Source organism: Pseudocitrobacter sp. CD920760 (assembly GCF_057782505.1).
Window position 1 is genome coordinate 35,380 of record NZ_CM173490.1, and the last position, 21,855, is coordinate 57,234.

The following is a 21,855-nucleotide window of genomic DNA, read 5'->3' on the forward strand; positions in this document are numbered from 1 at the left end:
ATCATTTACGGGAAATCACTCCGCTTTCGGACACTGTACCTGTTTCACTGCGGCGCCATAGCGTTCCGCATCATTGCGTTCCAGCGCCAGCGTCGCTTCCCGCACGCGCAGACGATTCTCTTCCGTCGCCAGCACCAGATTCGCAAATTGATCGTCCGACACCGCGCCCGCCGGGGCGCAGTTTTTCTTCACGTCCTCAATCACCTGCCGCTTTTGCTGCTCAAACTTAAGTCCTTCCATCGGCGACTCGGCATACGCCGCGCCGGAGGCAGCCAGACAGGCCGCCAGAGAAAACAGCACCGGAATCATTTTCATGCTCATATCCTTATAGGGAATTCATTCCCCTTAACTATATGTGCAGCTGGCGATTCTGGACAATTTAGTGACGCTCTACCGGCGTACTGCGACGGCGGGAATCCAGCGAAATCAGGATAACCGAGGAGAGGATCAGCAGCGTGCCCAGCCAGTCCGGCAGGGTGAAGGTGATACCGAGCAGCAACAGTGACAGGAACGCGCTGCTCAGCGGTTCGGCGCAGCTCAAAATGCTGGCGCGTGGGCCGCCAATCATCTGCGCACCTTTCAGATACAGGCTAAAGGTCAGCGAGGTGCCAATCACCACCAGATAAAAGAACGCCAGCACCACGTTGCCGGAAAGCGTGAAGCTCTCGCCCTGGCCTGCGTAGAACGGCAGCAGCACCGCGCCACCGATGAGCATACTCCAGCCGACAATCGGTAGCGTGCCATAACGCGCAATCAGCTGTGACGGATAGGTGGTGTAGAACGCCGCCGTAAAGGCCGAGACAATCCCCCAGAACAGCGCGCCGCCGGAGATAGAAAGTGATGTCGGGTTACCGTGGGTGACCAGCAAAAACGTACCGATTAATGAGGTGCCGATAGCGGCAAACACCAGCATACCGGGGCGAGATTTACGCACCAGCGAGAACCACGCCACGATGATTGTCGGGGCCAGAAATTGCAATACCGTCGCGGTGGCAGCGTTGGATTTCTCAATGGTCATCAGAAACGACAGCTGTACCGTCAGGGCGCCCACCAGAGTGAAGAACAGCAGGCTGAGCGCGTCTTTGCGGTTTTTCATAATGCGGAAGATGCGGTCGCCATGTACGAAAGAGAGTGTCAGCAGAATCAGCCCCGCGAATAGCAGGCGCGTCATAGTTAAAAACTGCGAGGACATCTGGCTTTGTTCCATGATGTACTGCGCGCATACCCCTGAACTTCCCCACAGCACGGCGGCGATAAGGACGTTCATCATCCCTCTTCTGGTGGAACCCATGTTGTTGTGATCTCGTCTTAATTTTTATCAGACGAGAATCATAGCACGCAGAAATAGAAGCCCCCAGCACAGGCCGGGGGTGGGGGATTAACTGAGATCGACGTTTTTACTGCCGAACAACCAGGTGAGCAGGAAGCCACAGAAGTAGGCTACCGCAAGGCCCGCGGCGTAAACCGCCATCCCGGCGTAGATACCGCTGTTGGAGGTCATTAACGGCAGCGCCACCAGGCCCGACGGGCCGAATACGGTGTTCAGGCCGACGGGCAGGCCCATCCACGCGACCAGGCCGATAAAGAAGCCGCCGCACGCGCCGCCAAAACAGGCGGTGATAAACGGTTTCATGCGCGGCAGCGTGACGCCGTAGATCAGCGGTTCGCCGACGCCCAGCAGACCGGGAATGATCGCCCCTTTAATCTGCGTACGCAGCAGCGCGCCATGCTTCGCGCGGAAGTAAAGCGCCAGCGCCGCGCCGACCTGACCTGCGCCCGCCATCGACAAAATGGTGAACAAGGAGTTGAAGCCCTGTGCATCCATCAGCGCGAAGTAGACCGGCACGAAACCCTGATGCACGCCAAACATAACCGCCAGCAGGAACAGCCCGGCCAGCACCGCAGAGCCGAACGGGTTGCCGTTGAGATGCAGGAACAGCCAGGACATGCCGGTGAACAGGTAACCGCCGAGCGGCATAATCACCACAAAGGTGACCGCGCCCATAATCAGCAGCGTAATGGCGGAGGTGAGGATCATATCAAGGTTGGCGGGCATGATGCTGCGTACCCGTCTTTCCACCCATGCGCCCAGAATCGCCGCGATCAGCACGCCGATGATGTTACCGCGCGGATCGATATCGTGACCGAAGAACTGCGTGATGCCGGAATAAAACCCAACCGTTGCTTCCGGGTTATAGCCCAGCACAAACAGCGAGGCGATAATCGCGCCGTTTACGCCCGATCCGCCGAACGCTTTTTGCGTGTTGTAGCCAATGAGGATACTCAGGAAGGTGAACATCCCCTTGCTGAAGACCTTCATATAACCAATCACTTCCACCAGCGTGGCGTTCGGATGGGCGCTTTTCAGCACGAACATCTGTTCCGCCAGCGTGGCGAAGCCAAGCAGCAGGCCCACGGCAATAAAGCCAGGGATTAACGGGGTAAAAATGGTGGCGAACTTCGCCAAAAACTTCTGAATTCCGCTGGTTTGTTTCTCTTTCAGTGCTTTTTTCTTTTCGCTGGCGACGTCAGCCAGTGAAGGTTCGGCCGTGGGCGAATCTTCCAGCAGCGCGTTCATCATTTCGGCGGCCGTCTGCGCTTTGCCGGGGCCGAGGATAATCTGGAACTGCTCTTCGCTGACCACCACGCCCAGCACGCCTTCCACCTGGCGGATGTTGGCGATATCGGCCTGTTGTTCATTACGCAGGGATAAGCGCAGTCGGGTCATACAGTTCCCGGCCTGAACGACGTTTCCGGCTCCCCCCACCAGGGAGAGGAGACGGGCTATCATCTCTTTATTTATTTTCGCCATTCAATTTGTTCTCCAGGACGGTTTAGCCTTGCTGTAACGCCTTGCGGATATAGCCGTTATTTTCTGCGAGCAGGGTGGTGGCCTCGTCAGCATTCAGGTTTGCCAGCACCATCACGATGGCGGTTTTACAGTGGCGATGACAGGCGTTAAGCGCATTGACGGCGGCTTCGCGGTCACACTCGGTCGCTTCCATCACGATGGACACCTGACGCTCAATCAGCTTGGCGTTAGTGGCTTCCACATCGACCATCAGGTTGCTGTAGACCTTGCCGCTGCGAATCATCGCGCCGGTGGTAATCATGTTCAGCACCAGTTTCTGTGCGGTACCTGCTTTCAGGCGGGTTGAGCCGGTCACCACTTCCGGGCCCACAACCGGGGTAATGGCGATATCGGCCAGTTGTGCCATTTCGCCGTGCGGGTTGCAGGTAATGGTTGCGACCAGAGCGCCCACGCTTTTGGCGTAGTTCATCGCGCCAATGACGTACGGCGTACGCCCGCTGGCGGCGATACCGACCAGCACATCATTTGCCGTGAAATTCAGCGCTTTCAGGTCTTCCGCGCCCTGAGCAACGTTATCTTCAGAGTTCTCAACGGCACTGAGAATCGCTTTATGCCCGCCAGCAATCAGGCCAACGACCTGTTCCGGGCGGGTGCCGAACGTCGGTGGGCACTCGCTGGCATCAAGAATACCGAGGCGACCAGAGGTGCCTGCGCCGCTGTAAATCAGACGACCGCCTTTCTGGAATGCCGCTGCAACCGCGTCAACCAGTTGGGCAATCTGCGGCAGATAAGGCGTGATTGCGTGAGCAACCAGCTGATCTTCGCGGTTGATCACCGCCAGCATCTCTTCGGTGGAGAGGGTGTCAATATTGGTACTGTTGGCGTTGCGGCGCTCAGTCAGCAGTTTGCTCAGGTCGATACTCATAGTGGCCTCGTCTTCGTCAGTGGCGGTCAGTATAAGGAATTTTTTATTCCTTTCGTGTGAAGGGTATCACGATTAAAGCCTGGCGAATAAGAGGGAATGCAGATGGGTAGTGACTTACTGCGGTAATAAATTTGGAATATTTTATTACCGCAGTGAATTTTATCGGACTTTGCTGAGCGAGAAGAAGAGGGCGATAGCGTAGGAAATTGCCATGGCGAGACTCATTTTGAGCATGGTTTCGCCACCCAGGCCGGCCAGCGGCGCGGCGATGCCGCCGCAGACGAACATCAGCGTACCCATCAGCGCAGATGCTGTACCAGACTGCTCGCTGCTGACTGCGCTCATCGCTTCAGAGCCGGATACCGTGCTGATCCCACTCATAAACGAGACGGTAAAGAACAGGCCAACCAGCGCCGGAATAGCAAGATGCAGCCAGGCCAGCAGCAGCGTGATGCCCGCGCAGGCGACCGCCAGCAGCAAGCCACGACGCAACAGCACTTCGGCGGCCACGCGGTGAGAAAGCTTCGAGAAAATCAGCGCGGCGATAATCAGGCCAATGCCGTTCAGGCCGAACAGCAGGCTGAACTGCATCGCGCTCATGCCGTACTCGCTCTGAATCACAAACGAGGAAGAGCCGATATATGAAAACAGCCCGGCCATCATAAAGGCCTGAATCAGGCAGTAGCGCAGGAAGCGGCGGTTTTTCAGCAGCGGCGTATTACGCGTTTCCTGGCTGGTGACGGCGCTTTTCGCGGGCAGCGTTTCAGGCAGCACCGCCAGGCTTAACAGCAGCAGAAGCACGCCGATCCCCGCCATACACCAGAAAAGAGTGCGCCAGTCGAAAGCGGTGATGATATAGCCACCAAGCACCGGCGAGAGCACAGGCGCAATACCGTTGACGGTCATCAGCAGGGCGAAAAATTGCGTCAGCATCGCGCCCTGATAGCGGTCACGGGCGATAGATCGCGACAGCACGGAACCGCCCGCGCCGGCGAAACCCTGTAAGAAACGCCAGCCAATCAGCAGGTGAATATCCTGGGTCATCGCACACATCGCGGAAGAGAAGATAAACAGCAGCAACGACAGCGCCAGCGGTTTTTTGCGGCCAATATGGTCGCTTAGCGGGCCGAAGAACAGCTGGCCGAGGCCGAGACCGATTAACGCGGCCGTTAAAGAAAGCTGCGTTTGCGTGCCGGTCGCACGAAGCTGGTCGGTGATTTCCGGCAGTGCGGGAAGGTAAAAGTCAGTACAGAGTGGGCCGATGGCGGTCAGCAGACCCAGCGTCAGCACCCATGAGGGGGCGATGCGCGACATAGAAGCTCCTTTTTATGATTGTGGGGGCGGTTTCACCCCTCACCCTAGCCCTCTCCCTGTACAGTCCGGGGACATAGTGAACACTTGTTCGGGGACATGGTAGACACTTACAACTAAGGCATAAGAACCCGTTTATGGAGTCGCTTATGCCCTGGGATGCGAGAGATACCATGTCATTACGTTCCGAGTTTGTTCTGTTCGCCTCGCAAGAGGGGGCGAACATCCGTTCCCTCTGCCGTCACTACGGCATTTCTCCCGCCACTGGCTACAAGTGGCTTCGCCGCTGGGCTGAGGAAGGCACATCCGGTCTTCTGGACCGTCCCCGAACGCCTCATTATTCTCCCAACCGCTCGCCCGACGACATCACTGACCTGCTGCGCATCGCCCATGCCCGTCATGAGCGCTGGGGCGCCCGCAAGATAAAGCGCTGGCTCGAAGACCAGGGACACCGTATGCCCGCCTTCAGCACCGTCCATAACCTGATGGCCCGTCACGGTCTGCTACCGGGCACGGCTCCGGGCATTCCGGCCACAGGGCGCTTCGAACATGACGCGCCGAACCGGCTCTGGCAGATGGATTTTAAGGGTCACTTCCCCTTCGGCGGGGGCCGCTGCCATCCGCTCACCCTGCTGGATGACCACTCCCGTTTCTCCCTGTGTCTGGCACCCTGCACCGATGAACGCCGTGAGACCGTGCAGCAGCAGCTGGTCAGCGTGTTTGAACGCTACGGGCTGCCAGACCGGATGACGATGGACAACGGCTCGCCGTGGGGCGACACCGGTACCTGGACGGCACTTGAGTTGTGGCTGATGCGCCAGGGCATCCGGGTGGGGCATTCCCGGCCATATCATCCGCAGACACAGGGCAAGCTGGAACGTTTTCACCGCAGCCTGAAGGCGGAAGTGCTGCAGGGTAAATGGTTCACAGACAGCGGTGAGCTGCAGCGTGCTTTCGACCACTGGCGTACGGTGTATAACCTTGAACGGCCCCATGAAGCACTGGGTATGGCCGTTCCGGCCTCGCGGTATCAGCCGTCTGTGCGGCAGTACAGCGACAGCATTACGCCACCGGAATATGATGAAGGGGTGATGGTGAGGAAGGTCGATATCAGCGGGAAGCTGAGCATAAAAGGTATCAGTCTGAAGGCAGGCAACGCGTTCAGGGGAGAGCGGGTCGGGCTGAAGGAGACGCAGGAGGATGGCTGCTATGAAGTGTGGTGGTACAGTACAAAAGTGGGGGTGATCGACCTGAAGAAAAAGTCGATCACCATGGGTAAAGGATGTTAAAAAGTGTTCACCATGTCCCCGAACACCTGTCTACCATGTCCCCGGACCGTACACTCCCAAAGGGAGAGGGGACCGATTGTGCACGGTGCTGCCTTTCGCCCTCTCCCTCAGGGAGAGGGCGGGGTGAGGGTGGCCCCACCGCCCAGCGATTGCCACAATGTAATGCGGTTATCCAGCTCGGTCTGTTGCAGCGCAATCAACGACTGCTGCGCCGACCACAACGTACGCTGTGCGGTCAGCACCGTCAGGTAATCGCTGCTCCCGGCCTGATAACGCTTCATCGCGATATCCAGCGTCTGCTGTTCAGCAGCGACATACTGGCGCTGGGCGTCCAGCTCTTCACTCAGCGTCTGACGACGCGCCAGCGCATCGGCGACATCTTTAAACGCGCTCTGAATCGTTTTTTCATAAGTCGCAATCAGCCCTTTTTTCTCCGCCTCCGCATAGCGAAGCTGCGCCATATTGCTGCCGCCGGTAAACAGCGGCAGGGTGATGGACGGCGCAAATGACCACACCTTCATGCCATGGCTGAACAGCGACGAGAGCGAATCGCTGCCTACGCCCGCGCTGGCGGTCAGGGAAATTGTCGGGAAGAAGTTCGCGCGCGCCGCACCGATATTGGCGTTAGCGCTCAGCAGGTTGTGCTCCGCTTCCTGAATATCCGGGCGGTTGAGCAGCACCGAGGAGGACACGCCCGCCGGTACCAGCGTAATGGTGTTGTCGCCTAAACTTTCCAGCGTGCCCGGCAGCAGCGAGTCGGGCACCGTTTGCCCGGCCAGCAGGTTGATGGCGTTTTTATCCTGCATCACCAGCGTCTGATAGCTGGCAACGCTGGCGCGCGCCTGCTGATACACGCTCATCGCCGAACTGACATCCGTCGCGGCGGCGGTGCCGACTTCCATCTGCCGTTTCACTATCTTCAGCGAATCCGCCGCGCTGTTCATCGTCTGCTGCGCCAGCGCCAGATTACTGTTATCGGCGGCAAGCGTTACCCACGCGGTGGTGAGTTCGGAGATCATCGTCAGACGCGTGTTCTGCGCGGTGTATTCGCTGGCAAGCCAGGTTTCCCGCGCGGCGCGAGAAAGGCTCTGGTTGCGGCCAAACAGATCCAGCTCGAAGCTGGACACTGCGCCATCCGCCTGCGTAGACGTTGCCACGCCGTTCGCCAGCGTACGGCTACGGCTGCCGCTTAACTCGGCATCCACCGTCGGAAACAGCGAGGCGCGCGTTTCGCCATACTGAGCACGCGCGGCATCGATATCGGCAATCGCTTTTTGTACATCGCGGTTGCTGTTCAGTGCCATGCTCACCACTTTGTTCAGGCGGGCATCTTTCACTACCTGCTGCCAGTTACCGATCACCGCCGTCGCCTGGCCCTGCGTGCCCGGCAGCGTTGCCGGAACGGGCGCGTCGGGGCGTTGATAGTTTGGATCGAGTGACACACAGCCGACGCTCAGGAAGGCAATAAATAAAACAGAGAGACGAAACATAACTTACCCCTGACGGCGTTTACCGGTGAACAGGCTCTTCACCAGCACAAAGAATAATGGAACGAAGAAAATTGCCAGCAGCGTCGCCGTCAGCGTACCGCCGATAATCCCGGTACCAATGGCGATGCGGCTGTTCGCGCCTGCGCCTGTGGCAATCGCCAGCGGCGTTACCCCGGCGACAAACGCCAGCGAGGTCATGATGATCGGACGTAAACGCGTCTGCGCCGCACGCAGGGCCGCACGAGAAAGCGAGTAGCCTTCGGCTACGGCGGCTTCGGCAAATTCAACAATCAGAATGGCGTTCTTCGATGACAGGCCAATCGTGGTGAGCAGCGCCACCTGGAAGTAAACGTCGTTACTTAAGCCGCGCATCCATGCCGCCAGCGCCGCACCCAGCAGGCCGAGTGGGATAACCATGATGACCGAAATCGGCACCGACCAGCTCTCATACAGCGCCGCCAGGCACAGGAACACCACCAGAATGGAGATGGCGTACAGGCTTAGCGCCTGACCACTGGCCAGTTTTTCCTGTAATGACAACCCACTCCACGCCCAGGTCGAGCCTGCTGGCAGATTGTTGGCGAGCGTTTCCATGGTGGTCATCGCGGTACCCGAACTGGAACCGGTGGCGTTTTCACCCTGAATTTCATAGGCGGCTGCGCCGTTGTAACGCACCAGACTTTCCGGGCCGTACTCCCAGCGGGTGGTGGCGAAAGCGGAGAACGGCGTCATGCTGTCATCGCTGCCGCGCACAAACCATTTACTGAGATCCGACGGCGCCGAGCGGGAATCGCTATCGCCCTGGATATAGACCTTTTTCACGCGCCCACGGTCGATAAAGTCATTCACATACGTGCCGCCCCAGGCGCTGGAAAGCGTCGAGGTGACATCGCTTAAAGACAGGCCCAGCGACACCGCTTTGTTGTTGTCGATATCTACCTGCAACTGCGGCGTTTGTGGCATATCGTTAGCGCGAACGGCGTGTAGCGTGGTGTCCTGGTTGGCTTTGCCAATCAGTTCATCGCGCATTTTCAGCAGTTCAGCACGATCGGTACCGCCGCTCGCCATCAGTTCGAAGGTAAAGCCGTTACTCTGACCGAGACCATCGACCGACGGCGGCGTCATAGCGAACAGCGTTGCATCACGAATGGCACCGAGCTCTTTGGTGGCGCGCAGGGCAATCGCCTGAGCGGTATTTTCCGCGCCCTTACGATCGGACCAGTTTTTCAGCGAAACGAAGGCCATCCCGGCGTTCTGTCCGCTGCCGCTGAAGCTAAAACCGTTCACGGTGAAGATAACGTTGGTGTTGTCTTTTTCGTTGTTGAGGAACCAGTCGGTGACCTGCTTACTCACTTCAGCGGTACGTGAATTGGTTGCGCCCGCAGGCAGCGTGTACTGCACCATGATCTCGCCCTGGTCCTCGGTCGGCAGGAAGCTGCCGGGCAGTTTCCACATCGCCAGCGCCATACCGCCGCAGATCGCCAGATACACCACCATCACCAGCCCGGAGCGGCCTAGCGTGTTGAGCACTTTGTGTTTGTATTTGCGTTCGGTCGAACCATAGAAGCGGTTAAATGCCCCGAAGAAGCCTTTTTTATGTGGCGGAGTGTGGCGCAAAATCGAGCCGCACAGCGCAGGCGTTAAGGTCAATGCCACTACCACCGAGAGCATCATCGCCGAAATAATGGTGACCGAGAACTGACGGTAAATCACCCCGGTCGAGCCGCCAAAGAAGGCCATTGGCAGGAATACCGCCGAGAGCACCAGCGCGATCGCAATCAGCGCCCCGGAGATTTCACCCATCGATTTTTCCGTGGCTTCGCGGGCGGGCAGCCCTTCGTCGCGCATTATTCGCTCGACGTTTTCCACCACCACAATGGCGTCATCCACCAGAAGCCCGATGGCGAGCACCATCGCAAACAGCGTTAAGGTGTTGATGGAGTAGCCGAACAGCGCCAGTACGCCAAAGGTACCGAGCAGCACAACGGGCACTGCCAGCGCCGGAATCAGCGTCGCGCGGATGTTTTGCAGGAACAGATACATCACGCAGACCACGAGGATAATCGCCTCGAACAGCGTCTGCACCACGTCTTCAACGGAGATTTTAATAAATTCAGTGCTGTCTTTCGGATACGCCACGTCATAGCCCTGCGGCATATTACGTTTGTATTCGTTAATTTTGTCTTTCACCAGCGTGGCGGTGCTCAGGGCGTTTGCGCCAGGTGCCAGCATTACCGCCATCCCGGCTGCCGGGTGACCGTTCAGTTTGGCGATAGCGGTGTAATCTTCACTGCCCATCTCCACGCGCGCCACGTCGCCGATGCGCACCACCGCGCCGTTAGACTGGCTTTTTACGATAATATTTTTGAACTGTTCGACCGTTTGCAGACGCGACTGCGCGCGCACGGTGGCGGTCAGCTGTTGGGTATCTGGTGACGGTAATGCACCGATTTTACCGGCGGAAACCTGCACGTTCTGCGCTTCAATCGCCGTTTGTACATCTGATGGCATCAGCGAGTAGGACGCCAGCTTCGCCGGGTCCATCCAGATGCGCATCGCGTATTCCGCACCGAACACTTGCAGGCTACCGACACCGTCGAGACGGGCCATCGGGTCCTGCATATTACTCACCAGCCAGTCGGCGATATCCGAACTGCTGGCTTTATCGGTTTTATCGTAAACGCCCATAATGAGCAGGAAGTTGCTCTGGGATTTCACCACCGTCACGCCGGCCTGCTGAACTTCGCTTGGCAGGCGCGATTCGGCCTGCTGCACTTTGTTCTGTACCTGCACCTGCGCGGTATCCGGGTCGGTACCTTGTTCGAAGGTCACGGTAATGCTCACCGAACCGTCAGAGCTGCTGGTGGAAGTGAAATAGAGCAGATTATCGAGCCCGGTAAGCTGCTGTTCGATAACCTGCGTTACGCTGTTTTCCAGCGTTTGTGCCGATGCCCCGGTATAGGTGGCAGAGATTTTAATCGACGGCGGCGCAACATCCGGGTACTGCGCAACCGGCAGCGTTTTGATAGCCAGCATCCCGGCCAGCATGATCAGAATAGAGATAACCCAGGCAAAAACCGGGCGACGCACGAAGAAACGGGCAAACATCAGGCGTTTCCTCCGGTGGACTGCACTTCAACGGGTTTCACCTGCTGGCCTGCGACCACTTTTGCCGAGCCTTCAACAATCAGTTTATCGCCCGCTTTCAGGCCCGTTAGCACCAGCCATTTGTCGCCGTAGGTATCGCCGGTTTCCAGCTCACGTTGTTCAACTTTGTTATCCGCGCTGACCACCAGCGCCGTGGCAACGCCTTTCGCATCGCGCGTGACGCCTTGCTGTGGCGCAAGGATCGCATCGTTCATGATCCCTTCATCAACTTTGGCGCGCACAAACATCCCCGGCAGAAGCTGCTGTTTCGGGTTCGGGAACACGGCGCGCAGGGTGACGGAACCGGTCGATTCATCCACCGCCACTTCGGTGAGTGCCAGGCGGCCTTTCTCGCTGTAGGTTGAGCCATCTTCCAGAATCAGCGCCACGTTCATGGTGTCGCTGTTGGTGGCAAGTGATTGTTTGCGCAGGCGTAGCAGGTCGACGCTTGAGCGGGTGAGGTCAACGTACATGGTATCGAGGCCGCGAATGGTCGCCAGCGCGGTGGTTTGCTCGGCGGAAACCAGCGCGCCTGGCGTCACGGAAGAAATACCGATGCGCCCGGCAATCGGCGCGGTGATGGTGGTCCAGTTCAGGTTGATGCGCGCGCTCTCCAGCGCCGCTTTTTTTGACTCAACGCTGGCTTTGTCCTGCGCGCAGGTTGATGCCGCATCGTCTGCATCCTGGCGCGATACGCCGTTCTCTTTCACCAGCTGCGCGTAACGCTGGGCTTTCGAGCAATCGGCGGTGACCAGCGCCTGCGCCTGTTTCAGCGCGGCGGCGGCTTCGTTATAGGCCACGCGGAAGCTGTCCGGCTCAATCTGATACAGCGCCTGCCCGGCTTTGACGTTGTCGCCTTCATTAAAAAGCCGTTTCTGGATAATGCCGGTGACCTGTGGACGCACTTCCGCGCTCATCGCCGCAGTTGTGCGCCCGGTCAGTTCGCTGACCACCGAAACGGGTTGACTTTTTAATGTTACGACACCCACTTCCTGCTCCGGACGTTGGGGCGCTGATGTTTGCGCATTATCGCATCCGCTCAGGAGAAATAATGCGGCAAGTGTGGTTGTGATGTATTTCATCTTTATTCTCAAGGTGAATGACGTCCTCCCCGCAAATAGATTGCGAGGATTTAAGGGTGAACGAATCCGCATCGCCGGTCGCCCGGAAATGACAAAAAAGGGGAATTAACTCCCCCGTTATTTACAGGATTAAATTACTTAGCAGTGATAAGCATATTTATAATTTCCTGATAGATTTTTTCTAACGCCTCGGGTGACACTTTTTGCGGCGTTAAACGGCGGTAGATGGAGCCTTCCATCATGACAGCGATCACTTCCACACAGCAGCGCACGCGTTCCGGGCTGAGGTGAGGGTGTTCTTTTTGCAGATGGGCGCAGGCATTGTTGAACATGCGTTCATCGGCCTCCGCCAGCCAGGCGGCGACCTGTGGGTTGCGCGTGGCTTCCGCCGACATCTCGAGCATTAAGGCATCGTCATCCTCGCTCAGTGTAAAGCGGCAGGCAAGCAGATGTGGCATCAGTTTTGTCTGGGTTTTGCCTTCCATCTCGGCGATGCGGTAGTCGATGATTCGGCGGATCATCTCTTCGATAATGGCGTCTTTATTGGCGAAGTAGCGGTAGATTTGCCCGACACTGAGCTTCGCTTCCGCGGCGATTTGCGACATGCTGGCCGCGTGGAAACCACTGTTGCGAAAGCAGCGGCGTGCGGCGGCAATGATGTCGTCTTGCCGTGCTTTCTGTCGGGCTTCCAGTTTGCTGGTCATGCATTTCTCCGCGTTTTGAAACAGTGAGAACGATCGTTCTCATTTTGGCTCATTATACGTCGATGATGACCAATGGAAAGTATTTTCTGGCGCTGTTTTTTTTCTTTCTGTTTCGTACAAAAAATAATGGAGGAAAAAAGGAGATTTTGTGAAATTAACGGGGGCAGGAATAAAAATAATGGAGAAAATATGGGTTGTGTAATTAAAAAAGTTATTACATAGGTAGGTCATCAAAAGAATATTAATTGGGTGCGGGAGTTTCCCTCACCCTAACCCTCTCCCACAGGAGAGGGAACCGATCGCATGCGTGTTAATGTTCTGCGCTGGTTTTCTCCCTCTCCCGGTGGGAGAGGGCCGGGGTGAGGGCGCTCACTACTCATGCCGCGTTTTCAACGGCGCTTCCTTCAGCAACCACGACAGCACAAACGCCAGCACCATAATGCACGCTGCCATAATAAAGGCCGCGTGGATGGCCGAGCCAAAGGCATCCAGATAATCCGTACGCACCGCATCGGGTAGATGATGGATGGTGGCGGGATTCATATCGCGCGGCACTTCCGCGCCTTCTGGCAGCAGACGCGTCAGGTTTGACTGCAACACGGAAGTAAACACCGCGCCAAACAGCGCCACGCCGATAGAACCGCCAATCGAACGGAACAGGGTCACGCCGGAAGTGGCCACGCCGTACAGATTCGGCGCAACGGTGTTCTGCACTGCCAGCACCAGTACCTGCATCACCAGCCCTAATCCCATTCCCAGCACGCCGGTAAAGAGATAAAGATGCCAGGTTGGCGAGGTGATCGTAATGCGCGTCAGCAACACCATGCCCACAGTGCCCAGCAGCGTGCCGAGAATCGGGAACAGGCGATATTTCCCGGTGCGGCTAATAATCCGCCCGCTGATGATCGAGGTCAGCAGCAGCCCGCCCATCAGCGGAATCAACTGCAAGCCCGCCTGCGTCGGCGTCGCCTCTTTGACCACCTGCAAATAGAGCGGCAAAAACGTCACCGAGCCAAACAGCGACATCCCGATGATAAAACCAATCATGCTGCACAGCAGGAAACTGCGGTTGCGGAATAACGACAGAGGGATGATAGGCTCCCACGCCAGCCGCTCTTCATAGATAAATCCGGCAATGCCCACCAGGCCAAAGGCGAGAATGCACCATAGCTGCGGGTCGCTCCATGGGCGAACGGTGCCGCCTTCAGTGGTGAACAGAATGATGCATACCAGTGCCATGGTCAGATAAATCGCGCCAAGCCAGTCTATCTCATGCTGGTTACGTTTGGTGTTGGCATGGAAGACCGCGCCGATCACCAAAAGGGCGAACAGCCCCAACGGAATGTTGATATAGAAAATCCAGCGCCATGACGCGTGCTGAACGATAAAGCCGCCAATCAACGGGCCAATCACCGTCGCCAGGCCGAACACGCCGCCAAACAGCCCCTGATAGCGGCCACGCTCAGCAGGCGGAATGACATCCGCCACCGCCGCCATACTGATCACCATCAGTCCGCCGCCGCCGAGCCCTTGCAGGGCGCGCATCAGCACCAGCTGCGTCATGTTCTGCGCGACACCGCACAGAGCCGAGCCCAGTAAAAACAGGACGATAGCGATTTGCAAAACCCGCTTACGGCCAAACAGATCGCCAAATTTTCCGTACAATGGCACCACAATGGTGGAGGTCAGAATATATGCCGTGACCACCCAGGAGAGCTTATCCAGCCCGCCCAGTTCGCCAACGATGGTGGGAAGCGCGGTCGAGACAATCGTCTGATCGAGCGCGGAGAGCAGCATCACCAGCAGCAATGCGCTGAACAGCAGGCGGATAGAAGGCGCGCCCGCGTGTGATGATGACGTTTTTTGAGTCACGGTATCGGACTCCATAGTGTGCTCACTTGAAATTAATTAACTGTATAATTAATATTTATGGAAGATGCTTCACTGGTCAAGAGATCGCTCCCTTATGACGGCACAAAAAGACAACTCAAAACTCCTAAAAACACGTAAGCCGGGCCGCCCGCGCGGCAGTAAACCGAGCGGCGATAACCGCGAGCATCTGCTCGATATCGCGCTGCGGCTCTTTTCGCAGCAGGGTATTGGTCATACTTCATTGAACGCGATTGCCCGCGAGGCTGGCGTGACACCCGCCATGCTGCATTACTATTTCAATTCGCGCGAACAGCTGCTGGACGTGGTGATTGAAGAACGTTTCTTACCGTTGAGAAGTGAGATCACAGCGATTTTTGCCGCGCATCCAGAAGACCCGGTTACCGCGCTGACCGAGATGGTCAAAACGCTGGCAGAACTTGCCGCGCGCTACGAGTGGTTTGCACCATTATGGATGCAGGAGGTGATTGGGGAAATGCCGGTGCTGCGCCAGCATCTTAACGCGCGCTTTGGCGAGGATCGCTATCAGCAAACGCTGGCCTCCGTGAAACGCTGGCAGCAGGAAGGGAAATTAAACCCACATTTGACGGCGGAATTACTGTTTACGTCTTTATTAAGTTTGGTTTTAGTGCCATTTTCCCGAATGCGTAACGATGAAAGACTTGCCTCATTAACGACAGAAACAATCATTAGCAATGCATTAGCATTAATGCGTCAGGGAATAAATAATTAAGCGATTATTCTTTGATTCTTATTAATAGTGGTATTTTTACAGCGCTTTAATTAATAGCTGTAAATCACCACTTCCCGCATCGGGCGAGCACCATGAGGTGTGATGTCTCTGACCGTAGAGACGACCGGCACCTCGCCTTCTGCGGCGCAGCGCTGTGCCTGCATGCGGTAAATCGCATCGTCGACGCACTTGCTGGTTGATGTTATAGATGCCCCATAAATCTCACCGGAAAAACGCACGTTGCTGCCCGCGTGTGCCGGGGTAATTAAAGCTGAAAAAAAGAATGAAACTGCAAGCAGCATGACGCCAGATAAGTTTTTCATTTGGTTATTACTCGTTATTGAAAAGAGCGCGAATAATATGCCTATTCCTTAAAGTTACAATATTTCTGGTTATTTTCTTTAATTACATAACCTGGCAATGTGAATAAAACGCATACAGAACCTACCTTTGCGCTGATGAAAGGTAATTCCAGTGGTTTGTGAACAAAATCGCAATAGTCTATTGCCGAAATGACCGTTTATCCCGCCTGCCCCCCGCCGTATTCTTGTCGCCATCGAGTTGCCGAACGCAACGTTATGCCGAATACAGGATACCCATTATGAAAACCCTCACTCAGATTGCAGCTGCTTCTCTTCTCTCCGTTATGGCTTTTGGCGCATCTGCGCAAAGCGTAACGGCAACCGCCTCTACCCTCGATTCTGCTGAAGCGGCGATTGCGCAGAAAGCGAAAGAGATGAATGCCTCTCAGTACAAAATCACCAGCGCCCACATGGGCAACCGCGTCACCATGAGCGCTGAACTCTACAAATAAGCGTGCGGCAAGACGGTTTTCCAAAAAACATGAGAACCGCCTGTTTATTACCCTCACCAGGAGATGATGATGTTATTTGAAAACTATGCACTGAATGCCGTCGCGCTGAAAAACCGAATTGTTATGCCACCGATGACCCGCTCACGTGCCGGAGCGGGCGATGTCGCCACCGATATGATGGCGGAATATTACGCACAGCGCGCCAGCGCCGGGCTCATTATTAGCGAAGGTACGCAGATCAGCCAGCAGGGCCAGGGTTATGCCTGGACGCCGGGAATGTACACCGAATCACAGATTGCAGGGTGGAAAAAGGTCACCGATGCCGTGCATCAGGCGGGCGGTAAAATCTTTGCGCAGCTGTGGCACGTTGGCCGCGTTTCGCATACCACGCTTCAGCCGGGCCACGCCGCACCGGTTTCTTCATCTGCTATTCAGGCCGAAGGCGTGAAGGTGTTTGTGGATGTAAAAGGCTGCGGCCCGGAGAGCGGCGTGGGCGAGATGCTGCAACATACGATGCCGCGTGCGCTGACTTCTGAAGAGATCCCCGCTATCGTCAATGACTATGCGCAGGCTGCGCGTAACGCGATTGCCGCAGGTTTCGATGGTATCGAACTGCATGGCGCGAACGGTTATCTCATCAACCAGTTTATTGATTCGCAGGCTAACCTGCGCGATGACCAATACGGCGGCGCACTGCAAAATCGTCTGCGCTTTATGAAAGAGGTGGTTACTGCCGTTTCGAACGCGATTGGCAAAGAACGCGTCGGTATTCGCCTGGCGCCATTGACCACCCTGATGGGTTCTCGCGACGATACGCCGGAAGCAACCTATCTGGCGGCGGCCAGCGTGCTGAACGATCTCGGCATTGCCTATATCCATATTGCCGAAGCGGACTGGGAAGATGCGCCGGTGATGCCAGCGGCTTTTAAAGAAGCGCTGCGTCTGATATTCCGTGGCACGCTGATTTATTCCGGTAAATACACCAAAGCGCGTGCGGAAGAGGCGCTGCAAAACGGCTGGGCGGATTTGATTGGTTTTGGTCGTCCGTTTATCGCCAACCCGGATTTGCCGTATCGTTTACAAAACGATCTGCCCCTGAACCAGCCAGTGAAAGAGCAGTTCTTTGGCGGCGGAAAAGCGGGATATATCGATTATCCGCAAGCGAAATAAAACAGGCTGCCGGGTTTCGCATCGTGCGGGCCCGGCACTGTGCGTTACCAGAACTTAACGGCCAGGCTCAAAATAAAGACAAAGCCGACAATGGCAACCGTCCAGCAAAACGCCAACATATGGGCTTCATGTTTTTGTTGTTTTAATACTGCTTCGTTTTCCATTTTTCTTTTCCTTGCTCACATCGTGTAGGGGCAGAGGCGCCCCAAATTACCGTGGGACGTTAATCCCTCCCGGTACTCCGTGCGTCAGAACCACCTGCCAGAGCTGAATGTTTCTGGCCCTGAAGGCACCGGCGCAGGCTTTCAGGTAGTAGGTGAACATCCGTTTGAAACGTGCTGAATAGACATCTTCTAATTGGCCCCATGAATCCTGGAATCGCTGTTCCCAGGCCATCAGGGTTTTATCGTAGTCAGAGCCAAAATTGTGCAGGTCTTCAATCACAAAGAAGGGCTCACAGGCGGAAGAAAGTTGTGAAACCGACGGCAGGCAGCCGTTCGGGAAGATGTATTTATCGATCCACGGGTCAACGTTGAGGTCGCTTTGATTGGAACCGATAGTGTGCAGCAGGAAGATGCCGTCTTCCGCCAGGTTTTTATTGGCCACGGTGAAGTAAGTTTTGTAGTTTTTCGGCCCGACGTGTTCAAACATCCCCACCGAGACAATGCGGTCAAATTTGCTGTCGAGGTCGCGATAGTCCTGCAACAGAATTTCCACATCCAGCCCGGCGCAGCGCTGCTGTGCGAGCTTTTGCTGTTCAGCCGAGATGGTGACGCCGGTGACCTTCACGCCGTAGTTTTCCGCCGCATAAGCCGCCAGCCCGCCCCAGCCGCAGCCGATATCCAGCAGCGTCATACCTTTTTGCAGATTGAGTTTGCGGCAGATAAGCTCCAGCTTGTTTTGCTGTGCTTCAAGCAGATTGCTGGCGTCACGCCAGTAGCCACACGAGTACTGCATGTACGGGTCGAGCATCAGCGTGAAGAGGTCGTTGCCGAGGTCGTAGTGTTCTTTCCCGACAATCCACGCCCGCTTTTTTGATTGCAGGTTGATTATCTTCGCGCTCACCACGTGCATTAAATCTTTCAGGTTGTGCTTAATCTGCGACTCAATATCGATTTTCAGCAGGCGGGAGATAAACTCATCGAGCTGTTCGCACTCCCACCAGCCATCCATATAGCTCTCGCCCAGGCCGAGAGAGCCCTGCTGAAGAACGCGTTTGTAGAAGTGTTTGTTTTTAACCTGAATGTCGAAAGGACGTTTGCCGTTGATTTCAATGTCTGCGCGTTGCAGTAAGTCACGGCAGATGCGATACCACTGATTGCCGCCATCGGGCATGATTAGTTTTTTGTTCATCGTTTGTGCGCCTGAGCGAGAATCTATTTGTCATACAAATGTGCTAAGGGCAGGTTATACCCATGATGAATATTCGTAAAGTGAATCTCATCAATGGAAGGGATGCGGAAATGGAATGGGGAAGGGAGCACGCTGATGCCCTCACCCCGGCCCTCTCCCACAGGGAGAGGGGGAAAAGCGGGAATCAGAAGTCGTACTGCAACGTCAAACGGTTCTGCCAGAAGTCTTTCTCATACAGCGGTGAAGTCTGCACGCCGACAAAATCGCTCAGGCTCAGGCCTTTCAGCGCACCCTGGAAGTTCCAGATAAAGTAAACCAGATACTCGGACTGGCGCAGGCTGCCGGTATTCACCGTCGGCGTCAGGTCCATCCACGAATAGCGTGCACCCAGCGTCAGGTTCTCGTTAGCGTTCCAGTTCACGTTAGTGGCATATGCGTCACCGCTGCCCAGATCCTGAGTGCTGGTGAAGTACGGCTGCGCGAAATACGGGCCCGATGAACTGTTATGCGCATACGGCGTTACCAGTGAACCATAGCCGTAGCTGTTGCCGCTGGAGGCGATATGGTCATAACCCGCCGCCCAGGAGAGCGCTGGCGTGAAGTTCAGCGACAGTTGCGCGCCGTAAGAGCGGTTATCCACTTCGCCCGCCAGCGCTTTTCCTTCACTGGTGCCGCGAATGTATTGCAGCGCCACATCCGGCGTGAACAGCGCCTGCTGCCACTGGAGATGACCTTCGGTATAGAAGATGTTGGAGAAATCCGCGTAGCTTTCGTACCACATCTGGCCGGTCAGCTTTTTGTCATCCCACATCATGTGGCGACCCGCGCCAACGGCCCACATGCCATCGGTCTCTTCAGTAACTTCGGTATACGCGGTGGTGCGTTTCACCTGATCGCTGCCCCAGCCTTTATAACGCCAGATTTTGGTCGCGCGCAGGAAGTCGTCACCGCTGCCGTACTGCATATCCAGCGCCTGATAAAGAATCGGGGTAATACGCCAGTCATAGTCGCCGACAAACGGCAGGTCCAGACGCTGGTTCCCGCCGGTGATGCGGAAATCGCCATAGCGCCAGTTGAGATACGCTTCGCCAATATTGGTCTGGTTTTCGCCGATGTCGCTGATCACGCGTTCTTCCGGCGGATGGTTAATGCCGCGCAGGAACAGACCGCTTACACCCACATTGAAGCCGTACATCGGGGCTGTTTCGTACTTCAGGAAGCCGCCGTAGCTGATGGTGTCCTGGTTAAAACCTTTGGCGAAATAGGCGTTGTGGGTGGTGTAGTAAAGAGATCGAACGCTGCCGCTAACTTTACCGCAGCTGAATACATCGCTCAGGCTGCTGACGTTGCCGTTGGCGTCGAAACACTCGCTGTCGGACTTAAAGGAGAGAGCCGCTTCTGCGCTGGCGGGAAGCGCCAGGGCCGCAAGCGTGACCAGGGCGGTGAGACCACCGGTTAATCGTGATGGTTTAACTGCACCTGCTGCCCGACACATCTTCATGCTAATACCTTGTAAACAGAGATAAAAAAAGAAAAAGTGTGCGAATATCGCCTCCGCTATGTCGCCACTCTCGCGGGTGGAGAGACCCCTGATAGACGCACTAAACGTATGGGCGGTTTCGCACAGGGCTGCGATTATCTTCATCGGAAGGGGTGTGATCCAGATCTAAACGCAAACGTTTGCTTTCTTTTTGCAGGCATTGATGCTGAATCAGTGATTTAAATTGAATTATTTATGATGCTAATTATTAATGGACGGATATTTAAACTGCATATTGATTGGATGAATGGTAGATAGTACTTATTTTGCTGTTTTGCTTAAACCGCACCGATTGGATAGTTTTCAGGCGCTTCCCGCGCAATAACGCGCGGGAAATCGGTCATCAAAAATAGTAGCCGATATTGACGTTGGTGCGGAAATACCATTTTCCGCTGCCTTCCGACTGTGTGCTGGTCCAGCCCGTGGCGTTAAGCGCACCGCCCCACGGATTAACATTTTTCGCCCAGCTCAGGTCGACCCAGAACATCACCGGTAGCGCGAAGACCTGCACCCCGACGGTGTTCATCTGGGAGTTACTCCAGTCGCTTTTGTCTTTCCATAACACGCTGTAATCGTTATAGAACCGTAGTTTTGATACCGCGCCCCATTTGACGTCCACATCACGGGCCACGTTGAGCGACGCGGTGGTGGCTTTTGCCGGGATTAAATACGACGGCGTCAGGCCGTTGCCACCCATCAGAATGGTATCGTCGCTGACGCCCGCCGGATTTTTCGGATCGTACTGGTAACGGATCACCTGTGAGGAGAGCTGCCACGGTCCGTTTTGCACGGTTCCGTGCAGGCCCGCCGCCCAGAAAGTGCCGTCATCATTGGTCTCGCGATTGTGCAATCGCGCCAGCGCCAGCGATCCGCCCAGCTCATTATTCCAGCCCCCGCCGTGGAATGTTCGCGCCAGCCGCACGTTCACCTGATCGCGTTTCTCATTACGCTGCTGATGCTGGCTGGGATAATTGGTATTTTTTAAGCGGTCATAATCCCCGACATCTGGCGCATAGCGCAGGTTCTCAGGCTCCATCCACGGGAAATAAGCCACATCCAGCGACCAGTTATTATCGTGATATTGGTAATTTACCCCGCTACCGGCATTGACGCCGAACCCTAAATAAAAGGGAATGCCGTATGACCAGCCAAATTGTGGATACGGCTCCAGGCCAAAAGGCTTGCCGGGAATACCGAGCTGCACGCTATTATTCTGATCTAACCGATACCCCACATAGGCGCGGTCAATCGCATATTTATGGTGATCCTGGAACCAGAATCCGGCATCAAAGAAATAGTTATTATAAAAACCACTGCTGTCGATACGGAATGTATCAAAACGCAAATGCGGCGGATCGCGGTAATTACTACCTTTCCAGTCTTCATAGCGATAATTTGCCCGCAACGCCCCGCCAATATCTAACCCGGCGCTGCTGTCCGCACTGCGCCAGCCAATATGCGGGAAGGGCTTACCGCCTTCCGCCAGCGCGGATGCGGCGGTGCATGCGCCCAGCAGCAGCGCGAAAAATTGTTTACGCATAGCTCACCTCTTATTTCATATTCAATATGCAATAGCTCGCCGCCGCGGATAAAAT

General features: G+C 55.8%; 18 protein-coding genes. 4 read left to right on the forward strand and 14 right to left on the reverse strand.

The window, feature by feature from the left end; genetic code table 11:
- Nucleotides 1-15: 15 nt before the first annotated feature.
- The 5 genes from AC1MKH_RS00170 to AC1MKH_RS00190 all read right to left on the reverse strand — a co-directional run bounded on the left by AC1MKH_RS00170 (nucleotide 16) and on the right by AC1MKH_RS00190 (nucleotide 5,051).
- Complete coding sequence (locus tag AC1MKH_RS00170) at nucleotides 16-315, reverse strand: YicS family protein (RefSeq protein WP_149463756.1); 300 nt, start codon at nucleotides 313-315, stop codon at nucleotides 16-18.
- A 64-nt stretch (nucleotides 316-379) separates the two neighbouring features.
- Nucleotides 380-1,291, reverse strand: a complete 912-nt coding sequence (locus AC1MKH_RS00175) for a carboxylate/amino acid/amine transporter (protein ID WP_041686136.1) — start codon at nucleotides 1,289-1,291, stop codon at nucleotides 380-382.
- Between the two features lie 87 nt (nucleotides 1,292-1,378).
- Entirely contained in the window at nucleotides 1,379-2,812 is a 1,434-nt protein-coding gene (gene murP, locus AC1MKH_RS00180) for a PTS N-acetylmuramic acid transporter subunit IIBC (protein ID WP_276222883.1), read from the reverse strand.
- A gap of 22 nt (nucleotides 2,813-2,834) precedes the next feature.
- Complete coding sequence (gene murQ, locus AC1MKH_RS00185) at nucleotides 2,835-3,737, reverse strand: N-acetylmuramic acid 6-phosphate etherase (RefSeq protein WP_276222886.1); 903 nt, start codon at nucleotides 3,735-3,737, stop codon at nucleotides 2,835-2,837.
- Nucleotides 3,738-3,896: 159 nt separating this feature from the next.
- Complete coding sequence (locus tag AC1MKH_RS00190) at nucleotides 3,897-5,051, reverse strand: multidrug effflux MFS transporter (protein ID WP_276222888.1); 1,155 nt, start codon at nucleotides 5,049-5,051, stop codon at nucleotides 3,897-3,899.
- Nucleotides 5,052-5,197: 146 nt separating this feature from the next.
- On the opposite strand from AC1MKH_RS00190, the gene AC1MKH_RS00195 reads away from it, so the two are divergent.
- Nucleotides 5,198-6,337 (forward strand): IS481 family transposase, encoded by a 1,140-nt coding sequence (locus AC1MKH_RS00195; protein ID WP_442961959.1) that lies wholly within the window; start codon nucleotides 5,198-5,200, stop codon nucleotides 6,335-6,337.
- A gap of 107 nt (nucleotides 6,338-6,444) precedes the next feature.
- On the opposite strand, the gene AC1MKH_RS00200 is transcribed toward AC1MKH_RS00195, so the two are convergent.
- From AC1MKH_RS00200 to AC1MKH_RS00220, 5 genes are all read right to left on the reverse strand, one after another.
- Nucleotides 6,445-7,827 carry an efflux transporter outer membrane subunit gene (locus tag AC1MKH_RS00200; protein ID WP_276223575.1) on the reverse strand — a complete coding sequence of 461 codons (1,383 nt, stop codon included), beginning with the start codon at nucleotides 7,825-7,827 and terminating at the stop codon, nucleotides 6,445-6,447.
- Nucleotides 7,828-7,830: 3 nt separating this feature from the next.
- On the reverse strand, nucleotides 7,831-10,935 hold the full coding sequence (locus tag AC1MKH_RS00205; RefSeq protein WP_276223574.1) for an efflux RND transporter permease subunit: 3,105 nt from the start codon (nucleotides 10,933-10,935) through the stop codon (nucleotides 7,831-7,833).
- The gene (locus AC1MKH_RS00210) at nucleotides 10,935-12,056 is read right to left on the reverse strand and encodes an efflux RND transporter periplasmic adaptor subunit (protein WP_276223572.1); all 1,122 of its coding nucleotides are present in this window, start codon (nucleotides 12,054-12,056) and stop codon (nucleotides 10,935-10,937) included. The genes AC1MKH_RS00205 and AC1MKH_RS00210 overlap by 1 nt, the downstream gene beginning before the upstream one ends.
- A 134-nt stretch (nucleotides 12,057-12,190) precedes the next feature.
- The gene (locus tag AC1MKH_RS00215; RefSeq protein WP_276223569.1) at nucleotides 12,191-12,760 is read right to left on the reverse strand and encodes a TetR/AcrR family transcriptional regulator; all 570 of its coding nucleotides are present in this window, start codon (nucleotides 12,758-12,760) and stop codon (nucleotides 12,191-12,193) included.
- A 372-nt stretch (nucleotides 12,761-13,132) separates the two neighbouring features.
- Nucleotides 13,133-14,647, reverse strand: a complete 1,515-nt coding sequence (locus AC1MKH_RS00220; protein WP_276223567.1) for an MDR family MFS transporter — start codon at nucleotides 14,645-14,647, stop codon at nucleotides 13,133-13,135.
- A gap of 79 nt (nucleotides 14,648-14,726) precedes the next feature.
- Here AC1MKH_RS00220 and AC1MKH_RS00225 point away from each other — a divergent pair, with 79 nt between their 5' ends.
- A complete protein-coding gene (locus AC1MKH_RS00225; RefSeq protein WP_276223566.1) occupies nucleotides 14,727-15,383 on the forward strand; it encodes a TetR/AcrR family transcriptional regulator in 657 nt (218 codons plus the stop codon).
- Nucleotides 15,384-15,433: 50 nt separating this feature from the next.
- On the opposite strand, the gene AC1MKH_RS00230 is transcribed toward AC1MKH_RS00225, so the two are convergent.
- The gene (locus AC1MKH_RS00230) at nucleotides 15,434-15,706 is read right to left on the reverse strand and encodes a hypothetical protein (RefSeq protein WP_276223564.1); all 273 of its coding nucleotides are present in this window, start codon (nucleotides 15,704-15,706) and stop codon (nucleotides 15,434-15,436) included.
- 278 nt (nucleotides 15,707-15,984) lie between these two features.
- Here AC1MKH_RS00230 and AC1MKH_RS00235 point away from each other — a divergent pair, with 278 nt between their 5' ends.
- Nucleotides 15,985-16,197 carry a YdgH/BhsA/McbA family protein gene (locus tag AC1MKH_RS00235; RefSeq protein ID WP_113859088.1) on the forward strand — a complete coding sequence of 71 codons (213 nt, stop codon included), beginning with the start codon at nucleotides 15,985-15,987 and terminating at the stop codon, nucleotides 16,195-16,197.
- Nucleotides 16,198-16,266: 69 nt separating this feature from the next.
- Complete coding sequence (locus AC1MKH_RS00240) at nucleotides 16,267-17,367, forward strand: alkene reductase (protein ID WP_276223577.1); 1,101 nt, start codon at nucleotides 16,267-16,269, stop codon at nucleotides 17,365-17,367.
- Nucleotides 17,368-17,577: 210 nt separating this feature from the next.
- On the opposite strand, the gene cfa is transcribed toward AC1MKH_RS00240, so the two are convergent.
- The 3 genes from cfa to AC1MKH_RS00255 form a co-directional block, all read right to left on the reverse strand.
- On the reverse strand, nucleotides 17,578-18,720 hold the full coding sequence (gene cfa / locus AC1MKH_RS00245) for a cyclopropane fatty acyl phospholipid synthase (RefSeq protein WP_276223562.1): 1,143 nt from the start codon (nucleotides 18,718-18,720) through the stop codon (nucleotides 17,578-17,580).
- Between the two features lie 184 nt (nucleotides 18,721-18,904).
- Entirely contained in the window at nucleotides 18,905-20,221 is a 1,317-nt protein-coding gene (locus tag AC1MKH_RS00250) for an OprD family outer membrane porin (RefSeq protein ID WP_276223559.1), read from the reverse strand.
- A gap of 382 nt (nucleotides 20,222-20,603) precedes the next feature.
- Nucleotides 20,604-21,800, reverse strand: a complete 1,197-nt coding sequence (locus tag AC1MKH_RS00255) for a porin (RefSeq protein WP_276223556.1) — start codon at nucleotides 21,798-21,800, stop codon at nucleotides 20,604-20,606.
- Nucleotides 21,801-21,855: the final 55 nt, after the last annotated feature.

What these genes read in the sequence shown, in the direction of transcription:
- AC1MKH_RS00170 (WP_149463756.1), bottom strand. Translation starts at nt 315, where the DNA reads ATGAAAATGATTCCGGTGCTGTTTTCTCTGGCGGCCTGTCTGGCTGCC.
- AC1MKH_RS00175 (WP_041686136.1), bottom strand. Translation starts at nt 1,291, where the DNA reads ATGGGTTCCACCAGAAGAGGGATGATGAACGTCCTTATCGCCGCCGTG.
- murP (WP_276222883.1), bottom strand. Translation starts at nt 2,812, where the DNA reads ATGGCGAAAATAAATAAAGAGATGATAGCCCGTCTCCTCTCCCTGGTG.
- murQ (WP_276222886.1), bottom strand. Translation starts at nt 3,737, where the DNA reads ATGAGTATCGACCTGAGCAAACTGCTGACTGAGCGCCGCAACGCCAAC.
- AC1MKH_RS00190 (WP_276222888.1), bottom strand. Translation starts at nt 5,051, where the DNA reads ATGTCGCGCATCGCCCCCTCATGGGTGCTGACGCTGGGTCTGCTGACC.
- AC1MKH_RS00195 (WP_442961959.1), top strand. Translation starts at nt 5,198, where the DNA reads ATGCCCTGGGATGCGAGAGATACCATGTCATTACGTTCCGAGTTTGTT.
- AC1MKH_RS00200 (WP_276223575.1), bottom strand. Translation starts at nt 7,827, where the DNA reads ATGTTTCGTCTCTCTGTTTTATTTATTGCCTTCCTGAGCGTCGGCTGT.
- AC1MKH_RS00205 (WP_276223574.1), bottom strand. Translation starts at nt 10,935, where the DNA reads ATGTTTGCCCGTTTCTTCGTGCGTCGCCCGGTTTTTGCCTGGGTTATC.
- AC1MKH_RS00210 (WP_276223572.1), bottom strand. Translation starts at nt 12,056, where the DNA reads ATGAAATACATCACAACCACACTTGCCGCATTATTTCTCCTGAGCGGA.
- AC1MKH_RS00215 (WP_276223569.1), bottom strand. Translation starts at nt 12,760, where the DNA reads ATGACCAGCAAACTGGAAGCCCGACAGAAAGCACGGCAAGACGACATC.
- AC1MKH_RS00220 (WP_276223567.1), bottom strand. Translation starts at nt 14,647, where the DNA reads ATGGAGTCCGATACCGTGACTCAAAAAACGTCATCATCACACGCGGGC.
- AC1MKH_RS00225 (WP_276223566.1), top strand. Translation starts at nt 14,727, where the DNA reads ATGACGGCACAAAAAGACAACTCAAAACTCCTAAAAACACGTAAGCCG.
- AC1MKH_RS00230 (WP_276223564.1), bottom strand. Translation starts at nt 15,706, where the DNA reads ATGAAAAACTTATCTGGCGTCATGCTGCTTGCAGTTTCATTCTTTTTT.
- AC1MKH_RS00235 (WP_113859088.1), top strand. Translation starts at nt 15,985, where the DNA reads ATGAAAACCCTCACTCAGATTGCAGCTGCTTCTCTTCTCTCCGTTATG.
- AC1MKH_RS00240 (WP_276223577.1), top strand. Translation starts at nt 16,267, where the DNA reads ATGTTATTTGAAAACTATGCACTGAATGCCGTCGCGCTGAAAAACCGA.
- cfa (WP_276223562.1), bottom strand. Translation starts at nt 18,720, where the DNA reads ATGAACAAAAAACTAATCATGCCCGATGGCGGCAATCAGTGGTATCGC.
- AC1MKH_RS00250 (WP_276223559.1), bottom strand. Translation starts at nt 20,221, where the DNA reads ATGAAGATGTGTCGGGCAGCAGGTGCAGTTAAACCATCACGATTAACC.
- AC1MKH_RS00255 (WP_276223556.1), bottom strand. Translation starts at nt 21,800, where the DNA reads ATGCGTAAACAATTTTTCGCGCTGCTGCTGGGCGCATGCACCGCCGCA.